This window comes from Streptomyces sp. NPDC025793, from assembly GCF_055558375.1.
In genome coordinates, this window is sequence record NZ_JBVHMR010000008.1 from 169,660 (window position 1) to 192,635 (window position 22,976).

Consider the following 22,976-nt stretch of genomic DNA (forward strand, 5'->3'; position numbering starts at 1 on the left):
CGTTCCGTACCCACCCAGACCCGAAGGCTCGCCCATGTCCTCCTGCGTTGAGATGGCCCCGCCGGTCGACCGTTCCAGACCCGGCCCGGTCCCCTGGATCGCCATGTACCACTCGGTCGGCGACTGCTCCGACGACCCGTACCGCATCACGGTCAGCCCGGCCCGGCTGGAGCGGCAGCTGCGCTGGCTGCGCCGGCAGGGGCTGCGGGGCGTGTCCGTGACCGAGTTGCTCGCCGCCCGCGCGCGCGGCGAGGGGCGGTACCTGGTGGCCCTCACCTTCGACGACGGATACGCCGACTTCCTGGTCAACGCCCTTCCGGTGCTGTCCCGTTGGGACTGTACGGCCACCCTGTTCGTACTGCCCGGCCGGCTCGGCGGCGTCAACGACTGGGATCCGCTGGGCCCGCGCAAGCCGCTGCTGAGCGCCGCCGGCATCCGGCGCGCCGCGGCCGCGGGCGTGGAGATCGGCTCGCACGGCCTCACCCACGTGGATCTGACCCGTGCCGACGACGCACAGCTGCGGCACGAGACCGCCGAGAGCCGCTCCCGGCTGGAGCAGTTGACCGGCACCGCGGTCACCGGCTTCTGCTATCCGTACGGCACGGTCGACCGGCGCGCCATGGAGGCCGTGCGCGCGGCCGGATACGGCTACGCCTGCGCCATCGACCCCGGCGCGCTGAACGGCCCGCACGCCCTGCCGCGCGTGCACGTCGGGCAGAACGACAGCGCCGCACGCCTGCTCCTGAAGTACCGGCTGCACCGGCTGCGCCGCCGTCCCGTCGCGGGGCTGCGATGAGGGCGCTGCACATCATCACGGGCCTCGGTATCGGCGGGGCCGAACAGCAACTGCGGCTGCTGCTGCGGCACTTGCCGGTCCACTGCGACGTGGTGACGCTGACCAACCCCGGTCCGGTGGCCGCCGGGCTGGCGGCCGACGGCGTGCGCGTGACCCACCTCGGCATGACCGGCAACCTCGACCTGGCCGCGCTGCCGAGGCTGGCCCGGATCATCCGGCGGGGCCGCTACGACCTCGTGCACACCCACCTCTACCGAGCCTGTCTGTACGGCCGGATCGCCGCCCGGCTGGCCGGGGTCCGCGCGGTCGTCGCCACCGAACACTCCCTCGGCGACTCCCAGATGGAGGGCAGGCCACTCACCGCGGGGGTGCGCGGGCTGTATCTGCTGGGCGAGCGGCTCGGCCGGGCCACGGTCGCCGTCTCCCCCACGGTCGCCGACCGGCTCATGTGCTGGGGCGTGCCCGCACCGCGCGTAGCGGTCGTGCCCAACGGCATCGACCTGGCGCGGTTCGCCTACGATCCGGTGGCCCGGCTGCGCACCCGCGACCGGCTCGGACTGCCCGCCGAGGCGTTCGTCATCGGCGCCGTCGGCCGCCTCGCCCCCGGCAAACGCTTCGACGTCCTGATCCAGGCGCTCACCCGGCTGCCCGACGACTGCAGGCTGTTGCTGGTCGGCGGTGGCCCGGAGGAGGGCGCGCTGCGGCGGGCGGCGCGGGTGGCGGGCGGCGCCGACCGGGTGCTGTTCGCCGGCGAGCGGGCGTACACGGGCGACTCGGGCGGCGACACGTCCGGCCCGGATCTGCCCGCGCTGGCCTCGGCGATGGACGTGCTCGCCGCGCCGTCGGCCGAGGAGGCGTTCGGGCTCGCGGTCGTGGAGGCGCTCGCGGCCGGGCTGCCGGTGCGCTACACCTCCTGCCCGGCCCTTCAGGACCTGGCGCCGGAGGCCGCCCCGGGCGCGCTGCGCGTCCCCTGCGACGCCGGCGCCTACGCCCGCGCCCTCGCCGAGGTCCGCGCCGAGGTCCAGGCCGCCGGCCCCGGCCCGCGCACCGCCCCCGAGGCGGCCCGCCACTACTGCATCACCCGCAGCGCCGCACGGCTCATGGACGTGTACGCCGCGGCGCTCGCCGCCCCGCACATCCCCCTCCAGATGCCGCACATCCCCGTCCACTTCCCCGTCCAGCAGGGAGCAGAGCCCTCATGACCGACAACCACCGCCCCGCCCGCCTCCGCGCGCTCCCGTCCTGGTCCCTGGTGGCGGCCGGGGTCCTCGCGGGCGGGCTGCTCGGCGGCGCGTACGGCGAGCTGAAGCCCCCGGCGTACACGGCGACGAGCTTTGTCATCGCCGTCCCCACCGACAAGTCCGACACCGCCTCCGCCCTCGGCTTCGCCCAGGCCTACGGCCGGGTCGCCACCCAGCTCGCGGTGCTCGCCGACGCCCAGGTGTGGGCCGGGGTGCCGGTGAGGACGCTGCGCGACAGCGTGCGCGCCGCGACCTCGCCGGACGCCCCGATGGTCTCGATCTCCGCCACCTCCGCCCACCCGGCCGAAGCCGCCGACATGGCCAACGCGGTGGCCCGCGCGCTCACCAAACACGCCGACGACGCCAAGGACGACACGCACGTCGGCCTCCTCCAGTTCTCCCGCGCGCTCAAGCCGACCTCGCCGGCCTCGGCCTCCGCCAAGGTGACCGGGCTGGTCGGGGCGAGCGCGGGAGGGCTGCTCGGCACCCTCGCGCTGCTGATCCGGCCGCGGCGCCGGCCGGAGGAGGAGACCGCGCGTCCGACCCCGGTGCCCGGCCCGGCCGTCGCCGCCGACGCGCACGGCGCCCGGTGACGGCCACGGAGCCGGGACGCACCGCCCACGCCGGCGAACCCGGCACCGGGTTCGTCCCCGGGTTCGCTCCCCGGCGCGTTCCCGAACTCGTCACCGAACTCGTCACCGACGAGGCCGGCTTCGCCGCGCTGGCGCCGGCCTGGGAGCGGCTGTACGGGCGGTGCGCCGCCGCGACCCCCTTCCAGAGCCACGCCTGGCTGCACTCGTGGTGGCTGTCGTACGGCCGCCCCGGCCGGCTGCGGCTGCTGCTGGTGCGCTCCGGCGGCCAGTTGCTGGCCGCCGCGCCGCTGATGCTGGTCCGCCGGCCGCTGCCCGTGCTGGTACCGCTCGGCGGGCCGATCTCCGACTACGCGGACATCCTCCTGGACGACGCCGACGACGGACCCGCGGCGCGCGCGCTCACCACGGCCCTCGCGCGCGCGGCCCGTACGGCACTGGTCGACTTCCGCGAGGTACGCCCGGGCGCGGCGGTGGAGCGGATCCACGGCTGCTGGTCCGGCCCGCGCCGCGCGGTGCCCGACTCCCTGTGCCTGGAGCTGCCCGCCGTGTCCATGGACGGCCTGGTGGCCCGGCTGCCGTCGAACAAGGCCCAGCAGCGGGTGCGGGCGAAGCTGCGCAAGCTGGACTCGCTGGGCGTGGAGCGGCGGGCGGTCGGCCCGGAGGAGGTGGCCGGGGCCCTCGACCGGCTGCTGGAGCTGCACCGGCTCCAGTGGCAGGGACGCAAGGTGACGAGCGAGCACCTCCAGCCCCGCTTCCGCACTCATCTGGTGCGCGCGGTGGGCCCGATGGTCCGATCGGGCAGCGCGGTGGTCACCGAGTTCCGGATCGCGGGCGAGGTGCTGGCCGTCGACCTGACCCTGCTCTCCCGCGGCCTCGCCGGCGGCTACCTCTACGGCGCCCATCCGGACCTGCGCGCGCGCAAGGCGGACGTGGCCGTGATGCTGCTGGACGCCTGTACGGACCAGGTGACCGGACGCGGCGCGCTGAGCCTGCTGCGCGGCGACGAGCCGTACAAGCGCCACTGGCGTCCCGAACCGGTCACCAACCGCCGTCTCCTGCTGGCCCGCCGCCCCACCGCCCCGCTGCTGACGGCCGCCCTGTGCGAGACGGCGGCCCGGCAGCGGGGCAAGGAGGTGCTGCGCTGGTGGAGGGAACACCGTCGGTGCTAACCACTCCGCGACCACCAGTCGAAGCGGATGCAGAGCCTGCCGCCGAGCCAGTACTCGATCCAGTTGCCGAGATCCACCGGCGAACAGTCGCCCAGGGCCTCGGTGGCCGCCTCCGGCTTCACGGCCAGGGGCGATGTGGGAGTCGTGGTCGGTGTGGGAGTCGGCGCCGGTGTGGTGCTCGGCTGGACGGGGAGGTCGTACAGGGCGCGGCGGTAGATCTGCGACGACCTGGGGTTGGCCGAGCACTGCCAGACGCCGTGCGGGCAGTAGTCGGTGAGCGTGTTGTAGAGCGGCTTGTGCTCGTCGATCCAGGCGAGCATGCGTTTCATGTATTCGGCGTTGTCACCATTGCGAAAGAGTCCCCACTCCGGGTAGGAAATCGGTTTGCCGTGGGACTTCGCGAAATCCACGTGCTGTTGGAGGCCGTAGGGCTCTTTCACCTGCTCGTCGAAGGACTCCCCGGCCGGCTGGTCGTAGGAATCCATACCGATGATGTCGACCGTGCTGTCCCCCGGATAGCACTCGGTCCAGGGCACCCCGTCCCGGCCACGGCTCGGCGTGAAATCGAACCGGAATTTCTGCCCCGGTACGGCACGCATGGTGGTGACGATCCTGTTCCAGTAGGCCTTCCAGCTCTCCGGGGCCGGTCCGCAGCGATGGGTGTACGTGGTGCCGTTCATCTCCCAGCCGAGCACGATCACCGTGTCCGGTACCTTCAGCTCCACCAGCCGCTCGGCCAGGGTCTTGAAGTGCTGGTCGAACGCCCCGGCCGCGCCCTGCCGCAGCAGCCACCGCACCCCGGCGTCGGAGACGTGGTCCTCGTTGCGCTCCTGCATGGGCACGTTGAGGACGAGCGTGCGGTCGGCCTTGTCCCGCCGCCAGCGCGCCCACACGTCCAGGAATCCGGGCGCCCCCTCGATGTCCCGCCAGCGGTCGCCGGGGAGATAGGTGTGGGCGACCTTCAGCTCGGTGCTGCCCAGCCAACGGCTCAGCCCGGCCATCCGCGCGACCCCGACCGGCCCCGAGTCGAGGAACGCCCCGAACGGCGGTACGGCGGCTTTGGTGGGCGTGGGAGCCGGCGTGGTCGGCGTCACCGGGCTCGGTGTCACCGGGCTCGGTGTCACCGGGCTCGGTGTCACCGGGACCGGCGTGTCCGGGGGCGGTGGGACCGGCTCCACGGCGAAACCGGGGCCGACCGCCAGGGCGACCGACGCGACGGCCGCCACCGCGATCACCGCGGACCGCCGGGTCCTGGCACCGCTCTGCTGTGCGCCCATGCCCGCTCCTCGCCCCACTCGGTTGCTTTTCCGTCCCGCCGCGTTTCCTGTTACTGACACACAGTCATATCGATACGAATTCCGCCAGTGCGGTTACGGCTTTCAGGTGGCCCGAACCCCCGCACGGGCGAATCGAGGAGAAGGAACAACACACGTGTCGCTCCTGGACGTCCAGGTCCCCGCGGTCTTGCTGCGGATCGACCGGAACCCCTTTCATCACGGCACCCTGGGCGCCGTGCGCTCGCTCGGCAGGGCGGGAGTGGAGGTGCACGTCGTCGCCGATTCCGCGGGAAGTCCCGTACGGGCGTCGCGATTCGTGCACCGGCTGCATCCCCCGCCGCGGCCCGGCGCCTCCCCCGGAGACATCGCCGCCACCCTGCTCCGGGTCGCGGCCCGCGTGGCGCGGCCGGCGGTGCTGATCCCGCTGGACGACGCGAGCGCCATCGCGGCCGGCCGGCTGCGCGAGGAGCTGGCGCCCGCCTATCTGCTGCCGCAGCAGCCCGGCGCGCTGCCCGAACGCGTCGCCGACAAGGCGGAGCTGGCCGGGCTGTGCGCCGCCGCCGGCGTCCCGCACCCGGTGACCCTGGTCCCGGACAGCGCCGAGGACGCGGCGGCGGCCGCGTGGCGGCTGGGGCTGCCGCTGGTGGCCAAGTGGAGCCGGCCCTGGCTGGTGCCGGCCGGCAGCGGGCTGCGCTCGACCGTGCTGGTGCGCTCGGCGCGCGAGGCCCGGGAGCTGTTCCTGCGCAGCGCCGAGGCGGGCAGCACGCTGCTGCTCCAGACGTTCCTGCCGCCGGGCCCGGACCGCGACTGGTTCTGCCACGGGTACGCCGACCGCACCGGCGCCGTCCGGGCGGGCGGCCCCGGCCGCAAGCACCTGGCCTGGCCGCGCGGCGCGGGTCTGACCGCGGTCGGCCAGTGGACGCCCAACCCGCAGATCACGGCGCTGGCCGAGCGGCTCACCCGCGACCTGGGCTACCGGGGCATCTTCGACCTGGACTTCCGCCGCTGCGGCAGCACCGGCCGCTACCACCTGCTGGACTTCAACCCGCGCCCCGGCGCCCAATTCCGGCTGTTCACCGACAGCGCCGGCCTGGACGTCGTACGCGCCCTGCACCTGGATCTGACCCAGCGTCCGCTGCCGGCGGGGAGGCCGCTCGCCGGGCGGCGGTTCGTGGTGGAGAACTACGCCCCGCTGACCGCGCTGCGGCCCGCGCCGGCGGGCCGGGAGCTGGCCTGGCACGCGGCGGACGACCCGGCGCCGGGCCGGGCGATGTGGACGCTGTGGAGCCGACGCGCCGCCTGCCGCCTCGCGGGCCCGGTCACCGGCCGGCTGCGCCCTCGCAGCTCCCCCGCACCGGCGGCCGTACCGGACACCGCACCGTGCCTGGTGCCCACGGCGTGCGGCCCCGGAAGCACCGAGATCACCGATGTCCCCGACATCACCGACATCACCGACGACTTCCGTGAGGACGAGAAAGCGAGCAGTTGCTGATGTACGACCTGCTGGTGGTGGGCGCCGGCCCGTACGGGCTGTCCATCGCGTCGCACGCCGCGGCGGCCGGGCTGAGCGTCCGCGTGCTCGGCCGGCCCATGGCGTCCTGGCGCGACCACATGCCCCGCGGCATGTTCCTCAAGTCGGAGCCCTGGGCCTCCAACCTCTCCGATCCGGAGGGACGTTGGCGGCTCGACGTCTTCTGTGCCTTCCGGGGCCTGGCCGCCCGGCACGCCGAGCCCCTCCCGCTGGACGTGTTCGCCGAGTACGGACTGTGGTTCGCGCGCAACGCCGTACCGCCCGTCGACGAGCGGACGGTGACCCGGCTGGCGCCGTGCGCGGGCGGTTTCGAGGCCGTCACCGAGGACGGCGAGACGTTCACCGCCCGGACGGTCGCGCTGGCCGTGGGCGTGCTGCCGTTCACCGAGATCCCGCAGCCGCTGCGCCATCTGTCCCCGGCGCTGGTCTCGCACAGCAGCCACCACGCCGACCTCGACCGCTTCCGCGGCCGGGACGTCACCGTCGTCGGCGGCGGCCAGGCGGCCCTGGAGACCGCCGCGCTCCTCGCCGAACAGGGCACCCGGGTACGGGTGCTGGCCCGCGCGGACCGGCTGTGCTGGAACGACGTGCCCCCGCCCTGGGAGCGCCCCTGGTGGCGCTCGGCCCGCGCCCCGCACAGCGGCCTGGGCCCCGGCTGGCGGAACTGGTTCTACGCCGAGCGGCCCGGCCTGTACCGGCGGCTGCCGGAGCGGACCCGGACCCGGATCGCGGGGGACGCGCTCGGCCCGGCGGGCGCCTGGTGGGTGCGCGAGCGGGTGGAGCGCCGGGTGGAGGTGCTGCTCGGCCGGGAGATCGTGACGGCCCGCGAGGTGCCGGACGGGCTGCGCCTGGAGCTCGCGGGACCCGGCACCGGGGCGCGGTCCCTGCACACCGGGCATGTGATCGCGGCGACCGGTTTCCGGGCCACCCGGGACCGGCTGCGGCTGCTCTCCCCCGAGCTGCGGGCGCTGCTGGCGACGGGCGCGGACGGGGCGCCGGAGGTGGGGCCGGAGTTCGAGTCGTCGTACCCCGGGCTGTTCCTGGCCGGTCTGATCACGGCGGCGGGCTTCGGCCCGGCGATGCGCTTCGTGCACGGCGCGACCTTCACGGCGGGCACGCTGGTGCGCGGGGTACGGCGCCGGCTGCGAGGCGCTCCGCCGCGGGTGCCGTCGCGGGCGGCGGCCGCGCTGCCGCTGGAGGCGCCACTGCCGTGACGGGCCGGCGGCCGGCCGCGCCGGACGGGCAATCGGGTGAATTCCCCGGCGCTTCACGCATACGGGTTTCCTCGGGCTCCTTATTTCGTTCACAGTCTGCGCGTCGTGGCACGTGTGAACGGGCGCCATATCCGAGCGACATACACCCCTGCGACGACCGCGCGGAACAACACCCCACGGCCCGCTGCGGAGCATCCCCTTCTCTGGCTCCAGGGGCCGGCTTCCGAATCCTTCCGAGAGGAAAGTCAAGAGAGTGCGACAGACCCTGAGCAAGGGATTGATCGTGGCGGCCACCGCGACAAGCGCCCTGACTCTGTGCGGCTCATGGGCATTCGCGGACTCCGGTCCGCGGATGACAGGGGCCGACTCATTCGCTTCGACGTCCGGAAACACGGATCAGTGGGAATTCCCGGGTGGGGCAGGCGCCCTGCGGGCCATCGAGCGCGCGGAAGGCGCGACGCAGATGGTGCGCAGGACGGCAGAGGATTTCTCGGCCCCGGCTCACACCACCGAAGATTCCCCCGGCCGCACTTCCTCCGACACGACGAAGCTGAGTCATCGGTTCTCCTCCGGAAACCACGGCGACGACGAATCGAGTCACCAGCCCACCCAGGGAAACCACGGCGACGACGAACCGAGCTACCAGCCCACTCACGGTAACTACGGAGACGACGAACCGAGCTACCAGCCCTCCCACGAAAACTACGGGGACGACGAACCGAGTTACCAGCCGTCCCACGAGAGCTACGGCGACGAAGAGCCCGCACCGGAGCCGCCCAAGGCACCGGACCGCCCCCGCGCCGAGCCGGTGCGTCAGCCTGACCACCAGACCCCGCCGCCGGCGCACCAGCCTCCCGAGATGGCCCGTACCGGCGCGGAGGAGACCTTCGCGGCCCTGGCCGCCAGCGGGGCTCTGCTGGTCGCCGGAACCGCCCTGTACCGGGGAGGTCGCCGGGCCGCGTCCCAGAAGTAGTCGGCCTGGTGCCGGACGCCTCGCGTCCGGCACCGGTCACGTTCGTCTGTCGAGGGCGTCGAGCAGTTCCGCCGACTGCGCCGAGGCGACCTTGCGGACGAAGTACATCCGGGAGGCCTCGATCGCCGGGAGATCGGCGAGTGTCCTGGTGCCCCTGAGCATGCGGTCCACGTAGTGGAAGTTGCTCAGGTCGGAGGTGATGCGGCCGGCCCTCGGCCGGAGTACCGGATCCTCCGCCTCGGCCCGCCAGCCGCTGTTCCACAGAAGCGTGTGGAAGAACATCTCGTCCGGTGCGAGCGTCGTGCGGAACAGGTTCTCCCAGCGGGGGTCCTCGGCCTTGCCCAGGAGGTCCGCGACACAGTCGGCGGTCAGCGCCGTCCACTGGCTCCCCGACACCGGCTCGACGTCACCGAACACCGAAGGCCTGCGTCGAGGGGTCAGCTCCGAGATCCCCCTGCGCAGCATGGCGCGGGCGAGGTAGCCCGGGCCCGGTCCGATGGGAAGAGCGTCGAAACACCACCGCTTGAGGACCCGGCCCTCGGCCGCCGCGCCGTCGAGCAGCGGTGCCGTCCGGCAGTGCTGCCGGAACGGGACCGTAGCGAGATAGTCGGCGAATTCGGCCACCGGGCGGGCGGGATAGCACTGCCCGGACAGCAGAACGATGTGATCGGACGGCTGCGCGAACTCCAGTGCCGTGCGGTACAGAGCCAGCATCGCGCGGACGACCGAGAAACCTCCCCATCGGACAACGACGCGCTCGCGGACGTACGTGGTGCGAGGCACTCCCGCGAAGTCGTCACCTCGCGACCGGGCGTCCACATGGACGACCACAGGGTACGGCGCCAGCCTCTCGACCAGCCGGGCGAACAGCCCGGGCTCGGTGTGGGCGAGCACGGCAAATACCGGCATCCTTCTCTCCTCCCGGGTTTCGCTGCGATCGCCAGCGCTCCGTTCCCCACCGTGCCCGCACTATACGCATTCGACAATGCAGATCAATGTACGGAAAGACATAGGTTTATGAAGTTTGACTGATATAAGTAGTGGCCGATGCGCGACTGAGGCCGCTAAGGAGAGCCATGGGCCGGTCCACCAACGCGATGTCCGGGCAGGCGTCCTTCTCCCCGCCCTGCAAAACTGTTCACCGCGAGGGCGCGCGGGCTCGCTGGTACCGCCCGCTCTCCGTCTGCGTGGATCTGGCCGGCGCGGCGCTGCCGGTTTCGGCGGCGATCATCCATGTCCGGGAGCCGCACCCGCTGCGACTGGCGGCCGCCGCCGCCGTGTTGTGGCCGCTGATCGGGCTGGTGGGCAAACGCTACGCGTCCGGGGGCTGGACCGACGGGGTCGGTCTGCGGGACGTCCTGAGGGACTGGCTGGTGCTGGTCGGCGCCCTGGCCACGCTCCGTGTGCTGTGCGGGCTGAACAGCGTCCCCATCGAGGCCTTCACCGCGCTCCTGCCCGCGCTGGTCCTCACCTCGGCCTGTCAGGAGGTGATCCGCCGTCATCTGCGGGCCGCCTGGCGGGACGCCCGCACTCTGCGCCGCGTCCTCGTCGTCGGCGAGGGCCCTCTGGTCGACGCCGTGGTCGCGCAGCTCGCCCAGCGCACCGACCACGGATACGTCGTCGTCGGCGCCTGCGCGGTGGGCGAGGACCCGGTCTCCTCGGGCGTCGCCGTATGCGTACGGCTGGCCGGTGATGCGCCTCGGACCCCGGAGACGGACGCGGAGGCCGTACTGGGCGCCGTGGACGAACTGGCCGCCGATCTGACCTTCGTGGCGGTGAGCCGCCCCATGTCCGGCGAGCGGCTGCGCCGGCTGTCCTGGGCGCTGCACGACCGGGGCTGCCCGCTCATCGTGCTGCCCGGCATCATCGATGTCGCCCGACGCCGGCTCCGGGCCACCTCCGCCGCCGGGCTGACGATGCTGCACGTCGTCGCACCGCCCTCGCGCCACGACATTCCGGCGCTGTTCAAGGGCGTCGTGGACCGTGTGGGTGCGCTGCTGCTGATCGCCCTCCTCTCCCCCCTGCTTCTCCTCGTGGGGCTGTCGGTGCGGCTCGGCTCACCCGGCCCCGCCCTCTACCGGCAGACCCGCGTGGGCCGGCACAGCAGGCACTTCTCCATGTGGAAGTTCCGCACGATGGTGGTGGGTGCCGACCGGCTCAAGAGCCAGCTGGAAGAGGCGAACGAGAACGACGGGCACATGTTCAAGATGCGCCGTGACCCACGGGTCACGCCCGTCGGACGCTTCCTGCGCCGCTACTCGCTCGACGAGCTGCCCCAGCTGTTCAACGTCCTGCTCGGTCACATGTCACTGGTCGGACCGCGCCCCCCGCTGCCCGAAGAGGTCGACAAGTACAACCTGGTGGAGAGGCGCCGGCTCACCGTCAAACCGGGTCTGACGGGGCTGTGGCAGGTGAGCGGACGAGCGAACCTCTCCTGGAACGAGACGGTCGCGCTCGATCTGCGCTACATCGACAACTGGTCCCTGGCGGGAGACGTCACCGTGATGGCCCGCACCGTGCGCGCGGTACTGAACGGCCAGGGCGCCTACTGATCGCACCGCTCGCTCCGGCCGTCGTGGCCCTCCGGGAAAGGCACAGCGTCATGGCACAGCGCACAGTCCAGGCCACGTGGTCGCTGCGCGGCTTCACCGGTGCCGGATACGACAAGGGGCGTCCCCTGCTCGTCCAGGCCGCCTGGTTCGCGGTCCTCCACCTCGTCTTCGTCAAGTGGTGGTTCCCGGCCCGCTGGCGTCCGGTGCTGCTGCGCGCCTTCGGCGCCCGCATCGGAAGGCGGGTGCTGATCCGGCACGGAGTGCGGGTGCACTGGCCGTGGAAGCTGGACGTCGGCGACGACGTGTGGATCGGCGAGTGCGCCTGGATCCTCAACCTCGAACCTGTCACGATCGGCCACGACTGCTGCGTCTCGCAGGGCGCGCTGCTGTGCACGGGCAGCCATCTGCGCCGGTCCGCCACGTTCGAGTTCGACAACGGCCCCATCCGTTTGCAGCCGGGCAGTTGGGTCGCGGCCCGGGCGGTCGTGCTGCGCGGCGTCACCATCGGCCGGGGCGCCGTGGTGGGCGCCGGCGCCGTGGCACACCAGGACCTCGCCCCGGGCCTGGTCCTCACGCCCGGCGGTGCTCCAAGGGGGACGTCACCGTCCGAATCCATGAGAGGAATCAGGCCATGAGAGTGGTCCAGGTCGTCACGCTCGTCAGCGAAGGCGCGGCCTTCGGAGGCCCGCCGAGCGTGGCGGTCACCCAACTCCGGGAGATGGCCGCACGGGGTCACGACGTGGAGCTGGTGGCGTTGTGGCAGGGCCGGACGCCGGCTCCCCGACACATCGGCACCGTCCCGTTCACCTCCCGCCCGGCGCGGACCGTCGTCCCGGGCCAGGGATACCTCGGCCTCATGCACCCCTTGCTGCTGCGGGACCTCTGGCAGGCCATGGGACGCGCCGACGCCGTTCACCTGCATGTGGGAAGGGACCTCGTGTCCTTGGCCGCACTCGTCGTCGCCCGGATGCGGGGCACCGACTTCGTCGTCCAGACGCACGGCATGGTGGAGCCCCGTACCGGCATCGCCGCACGCGTCTTCGACCGTGTCTACGTCCCCCTGCTCCGGCGAGCACGTTGCTGCCTCGTGCTCACCGAGGAGGAGCGGCGGGCCCTTGCCGCGGTACTGAGCCCCGAGGCTCCGCCTCTGGTGATGCTGGGCAACGGTATGCCCCCGCCCCGTCCGGTGACGGACGAGCGGCCGCGCGGCGGCCACCACGTGCTCTTCCTCGCCCGGCTTCACCCGCGCAAACGACCCGAGGCGTTCGTGGAGATGGCCGCCCTGGTCCACAAGGAGATCCCGGAGGCGCGCTTCACCCTCCACGGAACGGACGAGGGATCGCTGCGGCAGGTGAACCAGCTCATCGCCGACCGCGGGCTGACCGACGTGGTCCACTACGGCGGCGCGCTGGAACACTCCGCGGCGCTGGAGGCCTATCGCCGGGCCACCGTCTACGTCCTGCCCAGCGTGAACGAGCCGTTCGGCATGACCGTTCTGGAAGCGCTGGCCGAAGGAACACCCGTGGTGTGCACGGACAGCTGCGGCATCGCGGAGGAACTGGCAAGCAGGCAGGCGGCGCTGATCACCGACGAGAGCCCGGAGTCCCTGGCCGAGGCGGTGAGCCGGCTGCTCGGCGACGAGGCTCTGCGCCGCCGGCTGGCCGACGCCGGGCGCCGGGCGATCAGGGAGGTCTTCTCCATCCGCGCGGTGGTGGACCGGCTGGAGAGCCTCTACCGGGATCGCGCACGACAGAGGTGAAGGTCCCCCCGCCGGGCGCTGGGCGGGGCGCCCGGCGGGGTGCTCAGGGCACCGAGGCGCCGGTCACCGCCTTGAGGATGCCCTCGAAACGGAAGGCGGAGCCTTCCAGGGCGAACTCCCGCTCGGCCAGGACGCGGCTCCGCTTGCCCAGCGACGCGGCGTATTCCGGGTCGGACAGGACCTCCTGGACCCAGCCGGCGGCGTCCTCCAGCGACGACTGGGCCGGCGGGAAGACCGCCGAGCCGGCCTGATGAAGCAGCTGGGCGGCCAGGTTCTCGGCCGGCATCAGGCCGAGCACCGGGCGCCCGGCGCACAGGTACGACAGGGTCTTCGACGGGACCGAGAACCTCCCGGCGTCGCCTTCGAGGAGAACGACCAGTACGTCACCGCTGCCCAGCACCTCGGGCAGCCGCCGGTAGGGCTGGAAGGGCAGCAGGGTGACCTCGATCCCGTGGACGGCGGCGGCCCGTTCGAGGACGGGCACGGCCGGGCCCTCGTTGACGACCACGAGACGCACGCGCTCGCCCCGCTGCCGCAGACGCTCCACCAGCCGCACCAACAGCACGGGATTGTGCTTCAGGCCCAGCGTGCCGGCGTACAGGAGGGTTTTCACGCCGCTCAGGTGCTGCTCGTCCGACCAGGCGTTGGCCCGGGCCACGGGGACGATCTCGTCCAGCGGTGCCCAGTTGGGGATGACGGTGACCTTGTCGGCGGTTCCCCACTGCCGGTGCACCTCGACGAAGGAGTCGGCGATCACCACGATGGCCGAGGCCTGATGTGCCGCCCACTTCTCGCCGGCGCCGAAGACCTTTGCGGCGATGCCCATCGCGTCGGCGACCTCCGCGGCGGCGAAGCTCTTGAGCGCGACGGCGGTGACGTCCTGGTGCCACAGCACCCAGGGGATGCGGAGCCGCTTCAGCGCTGCCACGGTCACGACGAGCGTGGGAATCGGCAGGTTGGACAGCAGCGCCACATCGGGCTTCGCACGCCGCACCTGCCGGGCGAGCTCGACGCCCAGCAGGCTCTCCTGGAAGAGCCGGCGCACATAGGCCTGCTTCTTCAGCACCGTGCGGTCTCCGATGGTGACGAAGCGCAGGCCGCGGACATCTGCCTCAAGATCACCCTTGCCGCTGCGGTAGGCCGTGCAGGTCGAGTGGACCACTGCGTGACCGCGGCGGGCCAACTCCCGGCTGAGCTGCGCCTGGAAGGGGTGACCGCTGTAGTCGTGAACGAAGATCCGCATCGGCTCGTGGTGTCCTCGCACCGGGGCCTCAGCCCTGGGAACGCTTCACCTGGTCGTAGACCCAGGCGTAGGTCTTCTCCAGGCCGTCCGCCAGCGGGATCGAGGGCTCCCAGCCGTAGATCTCGCGGATCAGGGTGTTGTCGGAGTTGCGGCCGCGTACGCCCTGGGGAGCGTCGTACTTGTAGCTGCGTTCGCAGCGGATGCCCGCGATCCGCTCGACCAGGTCGACCAGCTGATTGATCGTCACGAGCTCGGAGGAGCCGAGGTTGACCGGTACGCCGCTGTTCCCCTCCGTGATCATCTGCGTGCCCTTGAGGCAGTCGTCGATGTACATGAAGGAACGCGTCTGCAGGCCGTCGCCCCAGATCTCGATGCGGTGGTTCCCGGAGAGCACGGCCTCGGCCACCTTGCGGCACACCGCGGCCGGGGCCTTCTCCCGGCCGCCGGACCACGTACCGTGCGGGCCGTAGACGTTGTGGTAGCGGGCGACGCGGGTGGTGAACCCGTAGTCCTCCGTGTAGTGACGGCACATGCGCTCGGAGAAGAGCTTCTCCCAGCCGTAGCCGTCCTCCGGCTGCGCCGGATAGGCGTCCTCCTCCTTGAGGGCGGTGGCCTTCGGGTCGGTCTGCTTGCCGGCGGCGTAGACGCAGGCGGAGGAGGAGTAGAAGTACCGTTCCACGCCGGCCTCATGCGCGGCCTGCAGCATGTGGGTGCTGGTGAGCACCGACATCATGCACGCGGCCTTGTTGTTCTCGATGAAGCCCATGCCGCCCATGTCCGCGGCGAGCATGTACACGAACCGCGCGCCCCGGACGCCGTCGCGTGCGCTGTCCGGGAGCGAGAGGTCCGCGGTCAGGTTCTCGGCGTCCTCGTGGACCTGGTGCCACTCGCGCCGGGGCTTGACGTCGATGGAGCGGACCGTCAGACCCTGGGCCAGCAGGGCGCCCACGAGGTGCCCGCCGATGAACCCCCCGCCACCGGCAACGACGGCGTCGACCTGCTTGTTCATGGACAGCTCCTCAGCTGAAGGGGGATGCGAGGTGCCCAGAGTATTGAGGTTTGTCCGATTTGCTCCGCATTGGCGCGCCTGATGCGGTATACGGGACAGAGGCCGCTATACATCTGCCGGTGAGGTTTCCGCCGAAGCACTCGCCGTACTCGCCGCACTCGTCGACCGCAGAAATCCCCGATGTCCCGGTGCGGGACGCGCGCGCCCGCAGTGTGCCCGGGGTCTGCGTCTGGGCCGTGCTGCTGATCGTCGTGCTGCCGGTCCTGGTACTCCGGCCGCACCACGGGCCGGTGCCGGCGGCCCTGCTGCTGCAGGGCGTGGTCGTGGCGCACACCGGGGGCGCCCTCACCCGCGTGCTGACCGCTCCCACGGTCCGGCTCGTCGCCTTCGGCTTCTGGATGTTCTCCTACATCTGGTTCGGTCTGGCCCCCCTGGCGCAGCTCACCTCGGACACCTACCCCTGGCCCTACCGGGCCGGCGCGGAAACCTCCTTCGCGGCCGTGGCGGTCGTCGAGCTGGGGCTGCTCGCCCACAGCGCCGGAACGGCCCTCGCCGTGCGACGCGCGGCCACCCGTGCCACCCGGCCCGGCGCGCTGGAACGGCTGCTCGCCCGCCGCCTTGCGCCCTGGCGCGTCCTGGTGCTGTCCGGACTCGCGCTGGTGCTCGCGGTGCTGCTGATTCCCGGCCAACCAGGCGGAGTCGTCGCGTACTTCACCAGCCGCCAGGCCGTCCACGAAACCGGCGCCCTGAACGACGCGTCGGACTCCTTCCTGCAGCCGCTGCGCAGCTGGTCGCTGTCCGTGCCCGCCTTCTGGGGGCTGTTGGGCCTGCTGCGCCTGCCGCGCCTGCCGGGCGGCGACCGCCTGCTGCGCGGCCTGCGACGGCTGCTGCTGCCCCTGCTCGTCGCCCTGAACATCGTCGTCAACAACCCCATCAGCAAACCGAGGTTCTGGGCCGGCACGGTGCTGCTGACGCTGCTGTTCACCGTGGACCGGTGGTGCCGCCCCCGGGCCTCGCGCGCGATCGCCGGCGCCGTTCTCGCCACGGTGCTCGTCGTCTTTCCCTACAGCGACTACTTCCGCTACGACGACCGGCAGACGGTCGCCGTCGTGTCGATGGCCGAGCAGTTCACCGCCAAGGGCGACTACGACGCCTTCCAGCAGGTGCAGACCGGCCTCGACTACGCGCGGGAGAACGGGGTTTCCCCCCGGTCCGCACTCGGCCCCCTCCTCTTCATGGTGCCGCGCTCGGTGTGGCGGGACAAACCCGACGACACCGGTATCGCGCTGGCGCGGTACGCGGGTTACGACTTCCTCAACCTGTCGGCGCCCCTGTGGATCGAGAGCTATCTGGGGGCCGGCCCGGTCGCCGTGGCCCTCGTGTTCTGCCTGCTGGGCGCGGCGGGACGCCGCATGGACGAGGCCCGGGAACGCCTGCGGGACCGGCGCGGCACCCTGGCCGCTCTGCTGGTCCCCGCCTTCGCCTTCTACCAGTTGATGTTTCTCCGCGGAAGCCTGCTCGGTATCACGGGCCCGATGCTGCTGATGATGACCGTTCCGCTGCTCATCAGCACGTCAAGGCGCCAGGTGTCCGAACTCGCCGCACCGGCGGCCCGGTCCGCCCCCGTCCCGCACGCCTCACTTCCTCACCCAGGAGGCCACCTGTGACCGGTCCCATCCCCTTCGACGACCGTTTCGGCGAACCGGACCAGCTCCGTGACCAACTGCGCCTGCTCCTTCGCCACCGGGTGGCGATGGCACTGGGGGTCGCCCTGGGGCTGCTCGGCGGGCTGGCCATGGCGCTCTACGACGCCGGCACCTACAGCTCCACCAGTGACGTTCTGGTCCGCGCCGGCGCCGACCCCTTCGACACGGTCAGCGTGCCCGTCGACAACCAGATCAGCATGAGCACGGAGCAGCAGATCGCCGCGAGCGCGGCCGTCGCCGTCCGTGCGGCGCAGGCCCTGGGGCAGCCCGACAGCCGGGCCACCGCTCTCCAGGACCATCTCCGGGTCACCAACCCGGCCAAGTCCCAGATGCTCCGCTTCGAGTTCACCGCGCGTGCCCCCCAGCGCGCGGCGCGCGGCGCCGACGCCTTCGCCGAGGCCTACCTCGCCGACCGCAGGAGCCGCAACGACGCGGCGGTGCACCGGGCCGTCGACGGCATGAGAACGCAGATCACCGCGCTGACCCGGCAGACGGGGAAGGCCTCGGACAACAGCGCGGACGGCTTCGCCGTACAGAGCGAGATCGGCAGCCTGCGCAAGCGCGTGGCCGAGATCAGCTCCCGCGACACCAGCGGTGGCGACATCGTCCGCAGGGGCGCGGTACCCGCCCTGCCCTCGGGTCCCGGAACGGGCACGCTGGCCGTCCTCGGTCTGGCCGGCGGTGCCGTCCTGGGCATCCTGCTGGCCTGGCTGTGCTCGGCCCTGGACAGCCGCGTGCGGTCGGCCCGCGAGGTCCAGGCCGCCCTGGGCGCGCCCGTGCTGGGCAGCCTGCCCGCCGACCCCCGCGCGGACGGCGCGCTGCTGACCGTCGGCCGCACGGGCGGCGCCCGGGCCCAGGCCTATCGGTCCCTGGCCTTCCGTACCGGGCTCTCGGGCGGCGGCGGCTGTCTCCTCGTGGTGACGCCACGGGCCGACGACAGCGCCGGGGCGGTCGCCGCGAACCTGGCCGCGGCCTTCGCGGAGTGCGGACGGGAGGTCGTGCTCGTGGACGCCGACCCCGACGCGCACGGGCTTGCGGCCCGCCTGCCGCTGGTGCCGGCGGAAGAGCGCACCGAGCCGGATCCCTCCCTGCCCGAGGGGGGCGCCCTCGTCGACGCGGGCTCTGCGGGACGGTTTGCCCTCTGCCGCGGTGGCAGGACCGGCCGCTCCCCGCTCACCGACGTGTCCCAGGCGATGGACCAGGCGGCGTCCGGCACCTGCCCGCCCACCACGGTCGTGGCCGGCCGGCCCCTGCTGGAGCACCCGGACGCGCTGGTGGCGGCCCAGCACTACGCCGGTGTCGTGGTGGTCACCGGACGTGACACCCGGCGGGACGACCTCAGGCAGACGGGCGAGCTGATCAGCTGCTCCGGCGTACGACTGCTGGGCGCCGTGGTCGACGCCGGACGTGTGCGGGGCGGTGCCGCCGTGCTCCGCCGTGTGAAGCCCCGTTTCCGGACCGAGAGCGTCCTGCCGGGCACGCAGCCCACGGGGCAGCACGACACAGTCACGGTCTCCGGGGGATGACGGCGCCCGGCGCGGCCGCACCCACCACCGGGGCCCCCGCCCGCAGCACGGTCGCCGCCACCGCACGGGGCGGTTTGTGGGGCGCGGCGGGTTCCGCCACGAACGCCGTGTTCGCCTTCCTCCTGGTCGGCCTGATCACCCGAGCGGCCGGCGCCCAGGGGGCCGGAGCGATCTTCACGGGCGTCGCCGTGTTCACCATCGCCAGCAACGTCTGCAAGCTCGGCGCCGACACCGGGCTCGTCCGCTTCATCCCCGGAGATCTCGCTCTCAACGGCGGCCGCTCGGTGGGCTCTTTGCTGCGCATGGCGGTGCTCCCGGCGGTGGCGGCCGCCACCGCGACCAGCGCGGTGCTGCTGCTGTGCCCCACGGTGGCCACGACGCTCCTGCCGCACCTGCCCCGCGCCGACGCGGTCGCCCTGATCCGATTCTTCGGCCTGGTCCTGCCCGCCGCCACCGTCAGCCTGCTGCTGCTCGGCGCCACCCAGGGATACGGCACCGTGGTGCCGTTCGTCTCCGTGGAGCAGATCGGCAAGCCCGTGCTCCGGGTGCTGATCGCGGTGCCGGTGGCCTGCTGGGTTCCCCGGATGATGTTCCTGGCGGCGGCCTGGCTGCTGCCGGCGCTGGCCGGTCTCGCAGCCGCATGGCTGGGCCTGCACCGCTGCCGGGCCCACCACCGCACCACGACGGCCCCAAGGGGTGGAGAGCCCGTCTCCTGGCGGGCGTTCTGGGCCTTCTCCGCACCCCGCGCGGTCTCCTCCGTCTTCGACATCAGTGCGGTCTGGGTGGGGGTCATCCTGCTGTCGGCGCTGGCCACCGACGCCGAGGCGGGTATCTACACCGCCATCGGCCGCGTCGTCACCGCGGGCACCCTCCTCCAGCTCGCCGTCCGCCTGTCCGTCGCACCCCAGCTCAGCCGGCTGCTCGCCGTCGGCGAGGTCGCCGAGGCCCACCATCTGCACCGCATCTCGACCTGCTGGATCGTCCTCTTCTCCTGGCCGCTGTTCGTTCTCATCGCCGGCTTTCCCCGCACCGTCCTCGCCGTCTTCGGGCCGGAGTTCACCCAGGGGGCACCCGCCCTGGTCATCCTGTGTGCCGCCGCCGTGGTCAATGTCGCGGTCGGCAACGCGCAGACCGTGCTGCTCATGGCCGGCAGGAGTTCGTGGCATCTGGCCTGCACGGCTGCGGCGTTCGCGGTGCAGCTCACGGTGGGCGTGCTCGCCGTGCCCCGGTGGGGCATCCTCGGCGCGGCCGTCTCCTGGGGCGCGGCCGTCGTCGTGGAGAACCTCTCGGCCGCTCTGCTGGTCCGGCTGCGGCTCGGCTTCACCACCGTGGCCGCCGGGTACACGAGCGCCCTCGGTATCGGCCTGGCCGTCTCGGTGGTGCTGGCAGCCGTGCGCGTCCTGTCGGGTGACACTCCGTCAGGACTCGCCCTCAGTCTGACTTTCGGAATGTCGGTATTTGGTACCTTTTTGTGGCGATATCGCGCGCCTCTGGGTGTGAGCGAGTTGGTCCAGGTGCTGCGCCGTCGCACCGCGTGAGCCGGCACCGTCCGCATCGATGCCCTCGTCCTGCCCGCCCCCCCTTTCCCTTGAGGTGTCCCCTTGCGTCAGAGCAAGCTCCGTACGAAGGCGGTCGCGGGCCCGGCTGCCGCTGCCCTCATCTGCACAGGCGCTCTGCTCAGCTCTCCCGCGACCGCCGACGCGGGCCGTGAACCGGCAACGTTCACCGCGGATCCGCTGGCCACCTGGCAGACGGACGGCATCGTCTGGTCCCTGGCCTACGCCCGCGGTGTCGTCTACGCCGCGGGCTCCTTCGACACGGTCCGTCCGCCCTCTGCCGCGCCGGGCACCCGGCAGGTCCGGCGGCACAACTTCGCCGCGTTCGACGCCGCGACCGGAAAACTCCTGCCCTGCGCCCTGTCCTTCACCTCCGGTGCCGGACCGTACACGGCCGGCACCGTACGGGCCATGAAGCCCTCCCCCGACGGGCGGGTGCTGTACGTGGGCGGCTCCTTCGGCCACGCCGGGTCCACGGGGGTGGCGAACGCCGTGGCCGTCGACACGGCCGACTGCACCCTGCGCAAGGACTTCCGGCCCGCGGTGAACGCAACCGTGCGGGCCATCGAGACGACCGACCGCGGGGTGTACCTGGGCGGTGACTTCAACCAGGTGGACGGGCAGAGCAGGAACCGCGTCGCCGCCTTCACCCCCGGCGGTTCCCTGCTGCCGTTCAAGGCCGACATCGATCTTCCGGTCCGCGCCCTGTCGGCCGTACCCGCGAGGCGCGAAATCCTGGTCGGAGGTGACTTCAAGTCGGTCAACGGCCGGCCGGCCCACGCCTTGGCCGCGCTGGACATCACCTCCGGGGCGACGGTCCACACCTATCCCGGCTGGCTGCCGGCCGCTTCGGTGGTCAAGTCGATCGCACAGGACCGCTCCCACTTCTACATCGGCGCCGAGGGAACCGGAGGGGGCGTCTTCGACGGACGCATCTCGGCCCTGCTCCGCGACGGCACCATGGTGTGGAAGGACACCTGCCTCGGCGCCACCCAGGCCGTCCTGCCCTACAACGGCGCCCTCTACAGCGCCTCCCACGCGCACAACTGCTCGAAGACCCCCGGCGGCTTTCCCGAACGGGGCGTTCGCCACACTCTCCTGGCCCAGTCGGTCACGGACCGGCGCATCCTGCACTGGTTCCCCGACACCGACGGCGGGCTCGGAGAGGGGGTCGGCCCACGTGCCCTGACCATGGCCCGGGGCACCCTCTGGGTGGGGGGCGAGTTCACCCGGGTCAACGACCGGCCACAGCAGGCACTCACCCGCTTCGGCACCGGAACGCCCACGAGCCTGCCGCAGACCCCCGCCCTGACGCTGCTGGCCGCGAACCCGGGAAAGGTCGCCATCGGCTGGCGCGCTTCGTGGGACCGCACCACCGCCGCCCTGACCTACCGGCTCTACCGGGACGGAAAGCTCGTCTCCCGGCAGATCCTCTCCTCCACGCCCTGGAACCTTCCGCAGATGAGCTACACCGACTCCGTGCCCGCCGGTACGCGCCACCGGTACGCCATCGAGGTGACCGCCACCGGCACCCGCACCTCCCACAGATCGCCCTCCCTGTCCGTGACGGTGCCCGCACGCACCGGCCCGAGCCCGACGACCGGAGGCTGACCCGTGGAAGCGACACTCATCGGATACGCGCCCGGCGTCTGGGACCTGTTCCACATCGGGCACCTCAACATCCTGCGTCAGGCACGCCGACGCTGTGACCGCCTGGTGGCCGGCGTGGTGTCCGACGAACTGGCCGGGCGCCTCAAGGGCAGGCGGCCGGTGATCCCGCTGGCCGAGCGCCTGGAGATCGTCCGCAGCATGCGCCACGTCGACGATGTCGTGGTGGAGACACACGAGGACAAACTGCGGACCTGGCGGCAGGTCGGTTTTCACGTCGTCTTCAAGGGAGACGACTGGAAGGGCACACCCACATGGGAAACCCTCGAACGCCGCTTCGCGGACGTGGGTGTCGACGTCGTCTACTTCCCCTATACGGTCCACACCTCCAGCACACTACTGCGCGGGGCGCTGGAACTGATGCAGTTCCCGGTACCACTTCACCGAGAAGGCGACGAGGAACAGGACATGAGCCAGCAGCAGCCCGCAGTACAGAACTAGGAAGATGGCCGGACTGCCGAGAAACAGAAAGCTGATACAGGTCGTGCCGTAGTCGACCGGCAGGAGCAGCACGGGCCCCAGCACCGAGGCAGATCCCCTGTCCGTTCCCGCCACCGCTCTTCCCCCCTTGAGCTTCTGCGTGAGAATGCCGGCGAAATAGATCACCACCGCTGCGGACTGGAACACCATGGGGGCCAGCAGAAGGAGCGGACTGGACAGAACGAAGAAACGGTAGAACGCCACCAGGACGACCGAGTGCAGCGTGACGATCCGGACGCAGTCCAGCACATGGTCCAGCCACTCGCCCGACAGGCTCGCAGAGCACTGGATCCGGGCAAGCTGACCGTCTGCCGCGTCCAGGGCGAAGCCCAGGACAAGGGCCACACCGACACAGACCGACATCACCGGCGCGGGCCGCAGCAGGGCCACCGCCGCCAGGGCCGGAAAAGTGAACAAGGCACCGAGGAGCGTCAGCTGATTGGGGGTCGCGCCGATCCGGAAGGCCAGCGCGGCCATGACACGGCCGGCCGGGCGATTGACGAACCGACTGTAGACCGACACCCCCTTCGCCGGTTTCTGTGCCGTCGAGAGTTGCCTCAGCGTCTCCGCGAACTCGGCCATCACCCTCCTTGGTGACACAACCACGTGAGAAAGGAAGGCAACCATGTCAGAACTGGGTGGCGCGATCTCACGCAACCGTCGGAATATTCTGCGTGGCGGAG

General features: G+C 72.1%; 20 protein-coding genes. 15 read left to right on the top strand and 5 right to left on the bottom strand.

The window, feature by feature from the left end:
• Window positions 1–52: 52 nt before the first annotated feature.
• The 4 genes from ACZ4MF_RS18155 to ACZ4MF_RS18170 all read left to right on the top strand — a co-directional run bounded on the left by ACZ4MF_RS18155 (window position 53) and on the right by ACZ4MF_RS18170 (window position 3,799).
• Window positions 53–796, top strand: a complete 744-nt coding sequence (locus tag ACZ4MF_RS18155; protein ID WP_467493089.1) for a polysaccharide deacetylase family protein — start codon at window positions 53–55, stop codon at window positions 794–796.
• The gene (locus ACZ4MF_RS18160) at window positions 793–1,998 is read left to right on the top strand and encodes a glycosyltransferase (RefSeq protein ID WP_467492972.1); all 1,206 of its coding nucleotides are present in this window, start codon (window positions 793–795) and stop codon (window positions 1,996–1,998) included. Before ACZ4MF_RS18155 ends, ACZ4MF_RS18160 begins: the two co-directional genes overlap by 4 nt.
• Window positions 1,995–2,630, top strand: a complete 636-nt coding sequence (locus tag ACZ4MF_RS18165; protein WP_467492973.1) for a YveK family protein — start codon at window positions 1,995–1,997, stop codon at window positions 2,628–2,630. Before ACZ4MF_RS18160 ends, ACZ4MF_RS18165 begins: the two co-directional genes overlap by 4 nt.
• A 128-nt stretch (window positions 2,631–2,758) precedes the next feature.
• Window positions 2,759–3,799 (top strand): GNAT family N-acetyltransferase, encoded by a 1,041-nt coding sequence (locus tag ACZ4MF_RS18170; protein WP_467493090.1) that lies wholly within the window; start codon window positions 2,759–2,761, stop codon window positions 3,797–3,799.
• Here the strand turns inward: ACZ4MF_RS18170 and ACZ4MF_RS18175 are convergent.
• Window positions 3,796–5,076: a glycoside hydrolase family 26 protein gene (locus ACZ4MF_RS18175; RefSeq protein WP_467492974.1), complete on the bottom strand. Its 1,281-nt coding sequence runs from the start codon at window positions 5,074–5,076 to the stop codon at window positions 3,796–3,798. The two genes, ACZ4MF_RS18170 and ACZ4MF_RS18175, sit on opposite strands and share 4 nt — an antisense overlap.
• A gap of 154 nt (window positions 5,077–5,230) precedes the next feature.
• Between ACZ4MF_RS18175 and ACZ4MF_RS18180 the strand changes: the two genes are divergently transcribed.
• The 3 genes from ACZ4MF_RS18180 to ACZ4MF_RS18190 all read left to right on the top strand — a co-directional run bounded on the left by ACZ4MF_RS18180 (window position 5,231) and on the right by ACZ4MF_RS18190 (window position 8,794).
• The gene (locus ACZ4MF_RS18180; protein ID WP_467492975.1) at window positions 5,231–6,568 is read left to right on the top strand and encodes a carboxylate--amine ligase; all 1,338 of its coding nucleotides are present in this window, start codon (window positions 5,231–5,233) and stop codon (window positions 6,566–6,568) included.
• A complete protein-coding gene (locus ACZ4MF_RS18185; protein WP_467492976.1) occupies window positions 6,568–7,821 on the top strand; it encodes an FAD-dependent oxidoreductase in 1,254 nt (417 codons plus the stop codon). The genes ACZ4MF_RS18180 and ACZ4MF_RS18185 overlap by 1 nt, the downstream gene beginning before the upstream one ends.
• Window positions 7,822–8,284: 463 nt before the next feature.
• Window positions 8,285–8,794: a hypothetical protein gene (locus ACZ4MF_RS18190; protein ID WP_467492977.1), complete on the top strand. Its 510-nt coding sequence runs from the start codon at window positions 8,285–8,287 to the stop codon at window positions 8,792–8,794.
• 36 nt (window positions 8,795–8,830) lie between these two features.
• Here ACZ4MF_RS18190 and ACZ4MF_RS18195 read toward each other — a convergent pair whose 3' ends face one another.
• A complete protein-coding gene (locus ACZ4MF_RS18195) occupies window positions 8,831–9,703 on the bottom strand; it encodes a beta-1,6-N-acetylglucosaminyltransferase (protein WP_467492979.1) in 873 nt (290 codons plus the stop codon).
• A 278-nt stretch (window positions 9,704–9,981) separates the two neighbouring features.
• Here ACZ4MF_RS18195 and ACZ4MF_RS18200 point away from each other — a divergent pair, with 278 nt between their 5' ends.
• The 3 genes from ACZ4MF_RS18200 to ACZ4MF_RS18210 are packed head-to-tail and all read left to right on the top strand — an operon-like array spanning window position 9,982 to window position 13,105.
• On the top strand, window positions 9,982–11,346 hold the full coding sequence (locus tag ACZ4MF_RS18200; protein ID WP_467493091.1) for a sugar transferase: 1,365 nt from the start codon (window positions 9,982–9,984) through the stop codon (window positions 11,344–11,346).
• Between the two features lie 50 nt (window positions 11,347–11,396).
• Window positions 11,397–11,981 (top strand): LbetaH domain-containing protein, encoded by a 585-nt coding sequence (locus ACZ4MF_RS18205; RefSeq protein WP_467492980.1) that lies wholly within the window; start codon window positions 11,397–11,399, stop codon window positions 11,979–11,981.
• Entirely contained in the window at window positions 11,978–13,105 is a 1,128-nt protein-coding gene (locus ACZ4MF_RS18210; RefSeq protein ID WP_467492981.1) for a glycosyltransferase, read from the top strand. The genes ACZ4MF_RS18205 and ACZ4MF_RS18210 overlap by 4 nt, the downstream gene beginning before the upstream one ends.
• 43 nt (window positions 13,106–13,148) lie before the next feature.
• Here ACZ4MF_RS18210 and ACZ4MF_RS18215 read toward each other — a convergent pair whose 3' ends face one another.
• Together ACZ4MF_RS18215 and ACZ4MF_RS18220 are read right to left on the bottom strand one after the other, a co-directional pair.
• Window positions 13,149–14,348, bottom strand: a complete 1,200-nt coding sequence (locus ACZ4MF_RS18215) for a glycosyltransferase family 4 protein (protein WP_467492982.1) — start codon at window positions 14,346–14,348, stop codon at window positions 13,149–13,151.
• 28 nt (window positions 14,349–14,376) lie between these two features.
• Complete coding sequence (locus ACZ4MF_RS18220) at window positions 14,377–15,357, bottom strand: NAD-dependent epimerase/dehydratase family protein (protein WP_467492983.1); 981 nt, start codon at window positions 15,355–15,357, stop codon at window positions 14,377–14,379.
• A gap of 119 nt (window positions 15,358–15,476) precedes the next feature.
• On the opposite strand from ACZ4MF_RS18220, the gene ACZ4MF_RS18225 reads away from it, so the two are divergent.
• The 5 genes from ACZ4MF_RS18225 (at window position 15,477) to ACZ4MF_RS18245 (ending at window position 22,254) form a co-directional block, all read left to right on the top strand.
• Window positions 15,477–17,024, top strand: coding sequence for a hypothetical protein (locus ACZ4MF_RS18225; RefSeq protein ID WP_467492984.1), 1,548 nt, complete (start codon window positions 15,477–15,479; stop codon window positions 17,022–17,024).
• The gene (locus ACZ4MF_RS18230) at window positions 17,021–18,589 is read left to right on the top strand and encodes a YveK family protein (protein ID WP_467492985.1); all 1,569 of its coding nucleotides are present in this window, start codon (window positions 17,021–17,023) and stop codon (window positions 18,587–18,589) included. Before ACZ4MF_RS18225 ends, ACZ4MF_RS18230 begins: the two co-directional genes overlap by 4 nt.
• A complete protein-coding gene (locus tag ACZ4MF_RS18235) occupies window positions 18,586–20,127 on the top strand; it encodes a lipopolysaccharide biosynthesis protein (RefSeq protein WP_467492986.1) in 1,542 nt (513 codons plus the stop codon). The genes ACZ4MF_RS18230 and ACZ4MF_RS18235 overlap by 4 nt, the downstream gene beginning before the upstream one ends.
• Before the next feature lie 63 nt (window positions 20,128–20,190).
• Window positions 20,191–21,756: a fibronectin type III domain-containing protein gene (locus tag ACZ4MF_RS18240; protein ID WP_467492987.1), complete on the top strand. Its 1,566-nt coding sequence runs from the start codon at window positions 20,191–20,193 to the stop codon at window positions 21,754–21,756.
• Window positions 21,757–21,759: 3 nt separating this feature from the next.
• Window positions 21,760–22,254, top strand: coding sequence for an FAD synthase family protein (locus ACZ4MF_RS18245; protein WP_467492988.1), 495 nt, complete (start codon window positions 21,760–21,762; stop codon window positions 22,252–22,254).
• Here the strand turns inward: ACZ4MF_RS18245 and ACZ4MF_RS18250 are convergent.
• Window positions 22,150–22,875, bottom strand: a complete 726-nt coding sequence (locus ACZ4MF_RS18250) for a CDP-alcohol phosphatidyltransferase family protein (RefSeq protein ID WP_467492989.1) — start codon at window positions 22,873–22,875, stop codon at window positions 22,150–22,152. The two genes, ACZ4MF_RS18245 and ACZ4MF_RS18250, sit on opposite strands and share 105 nt — an antisense overlap.
• Window positions 22,876–22,976: the final 101 nt, after the last annotated feature.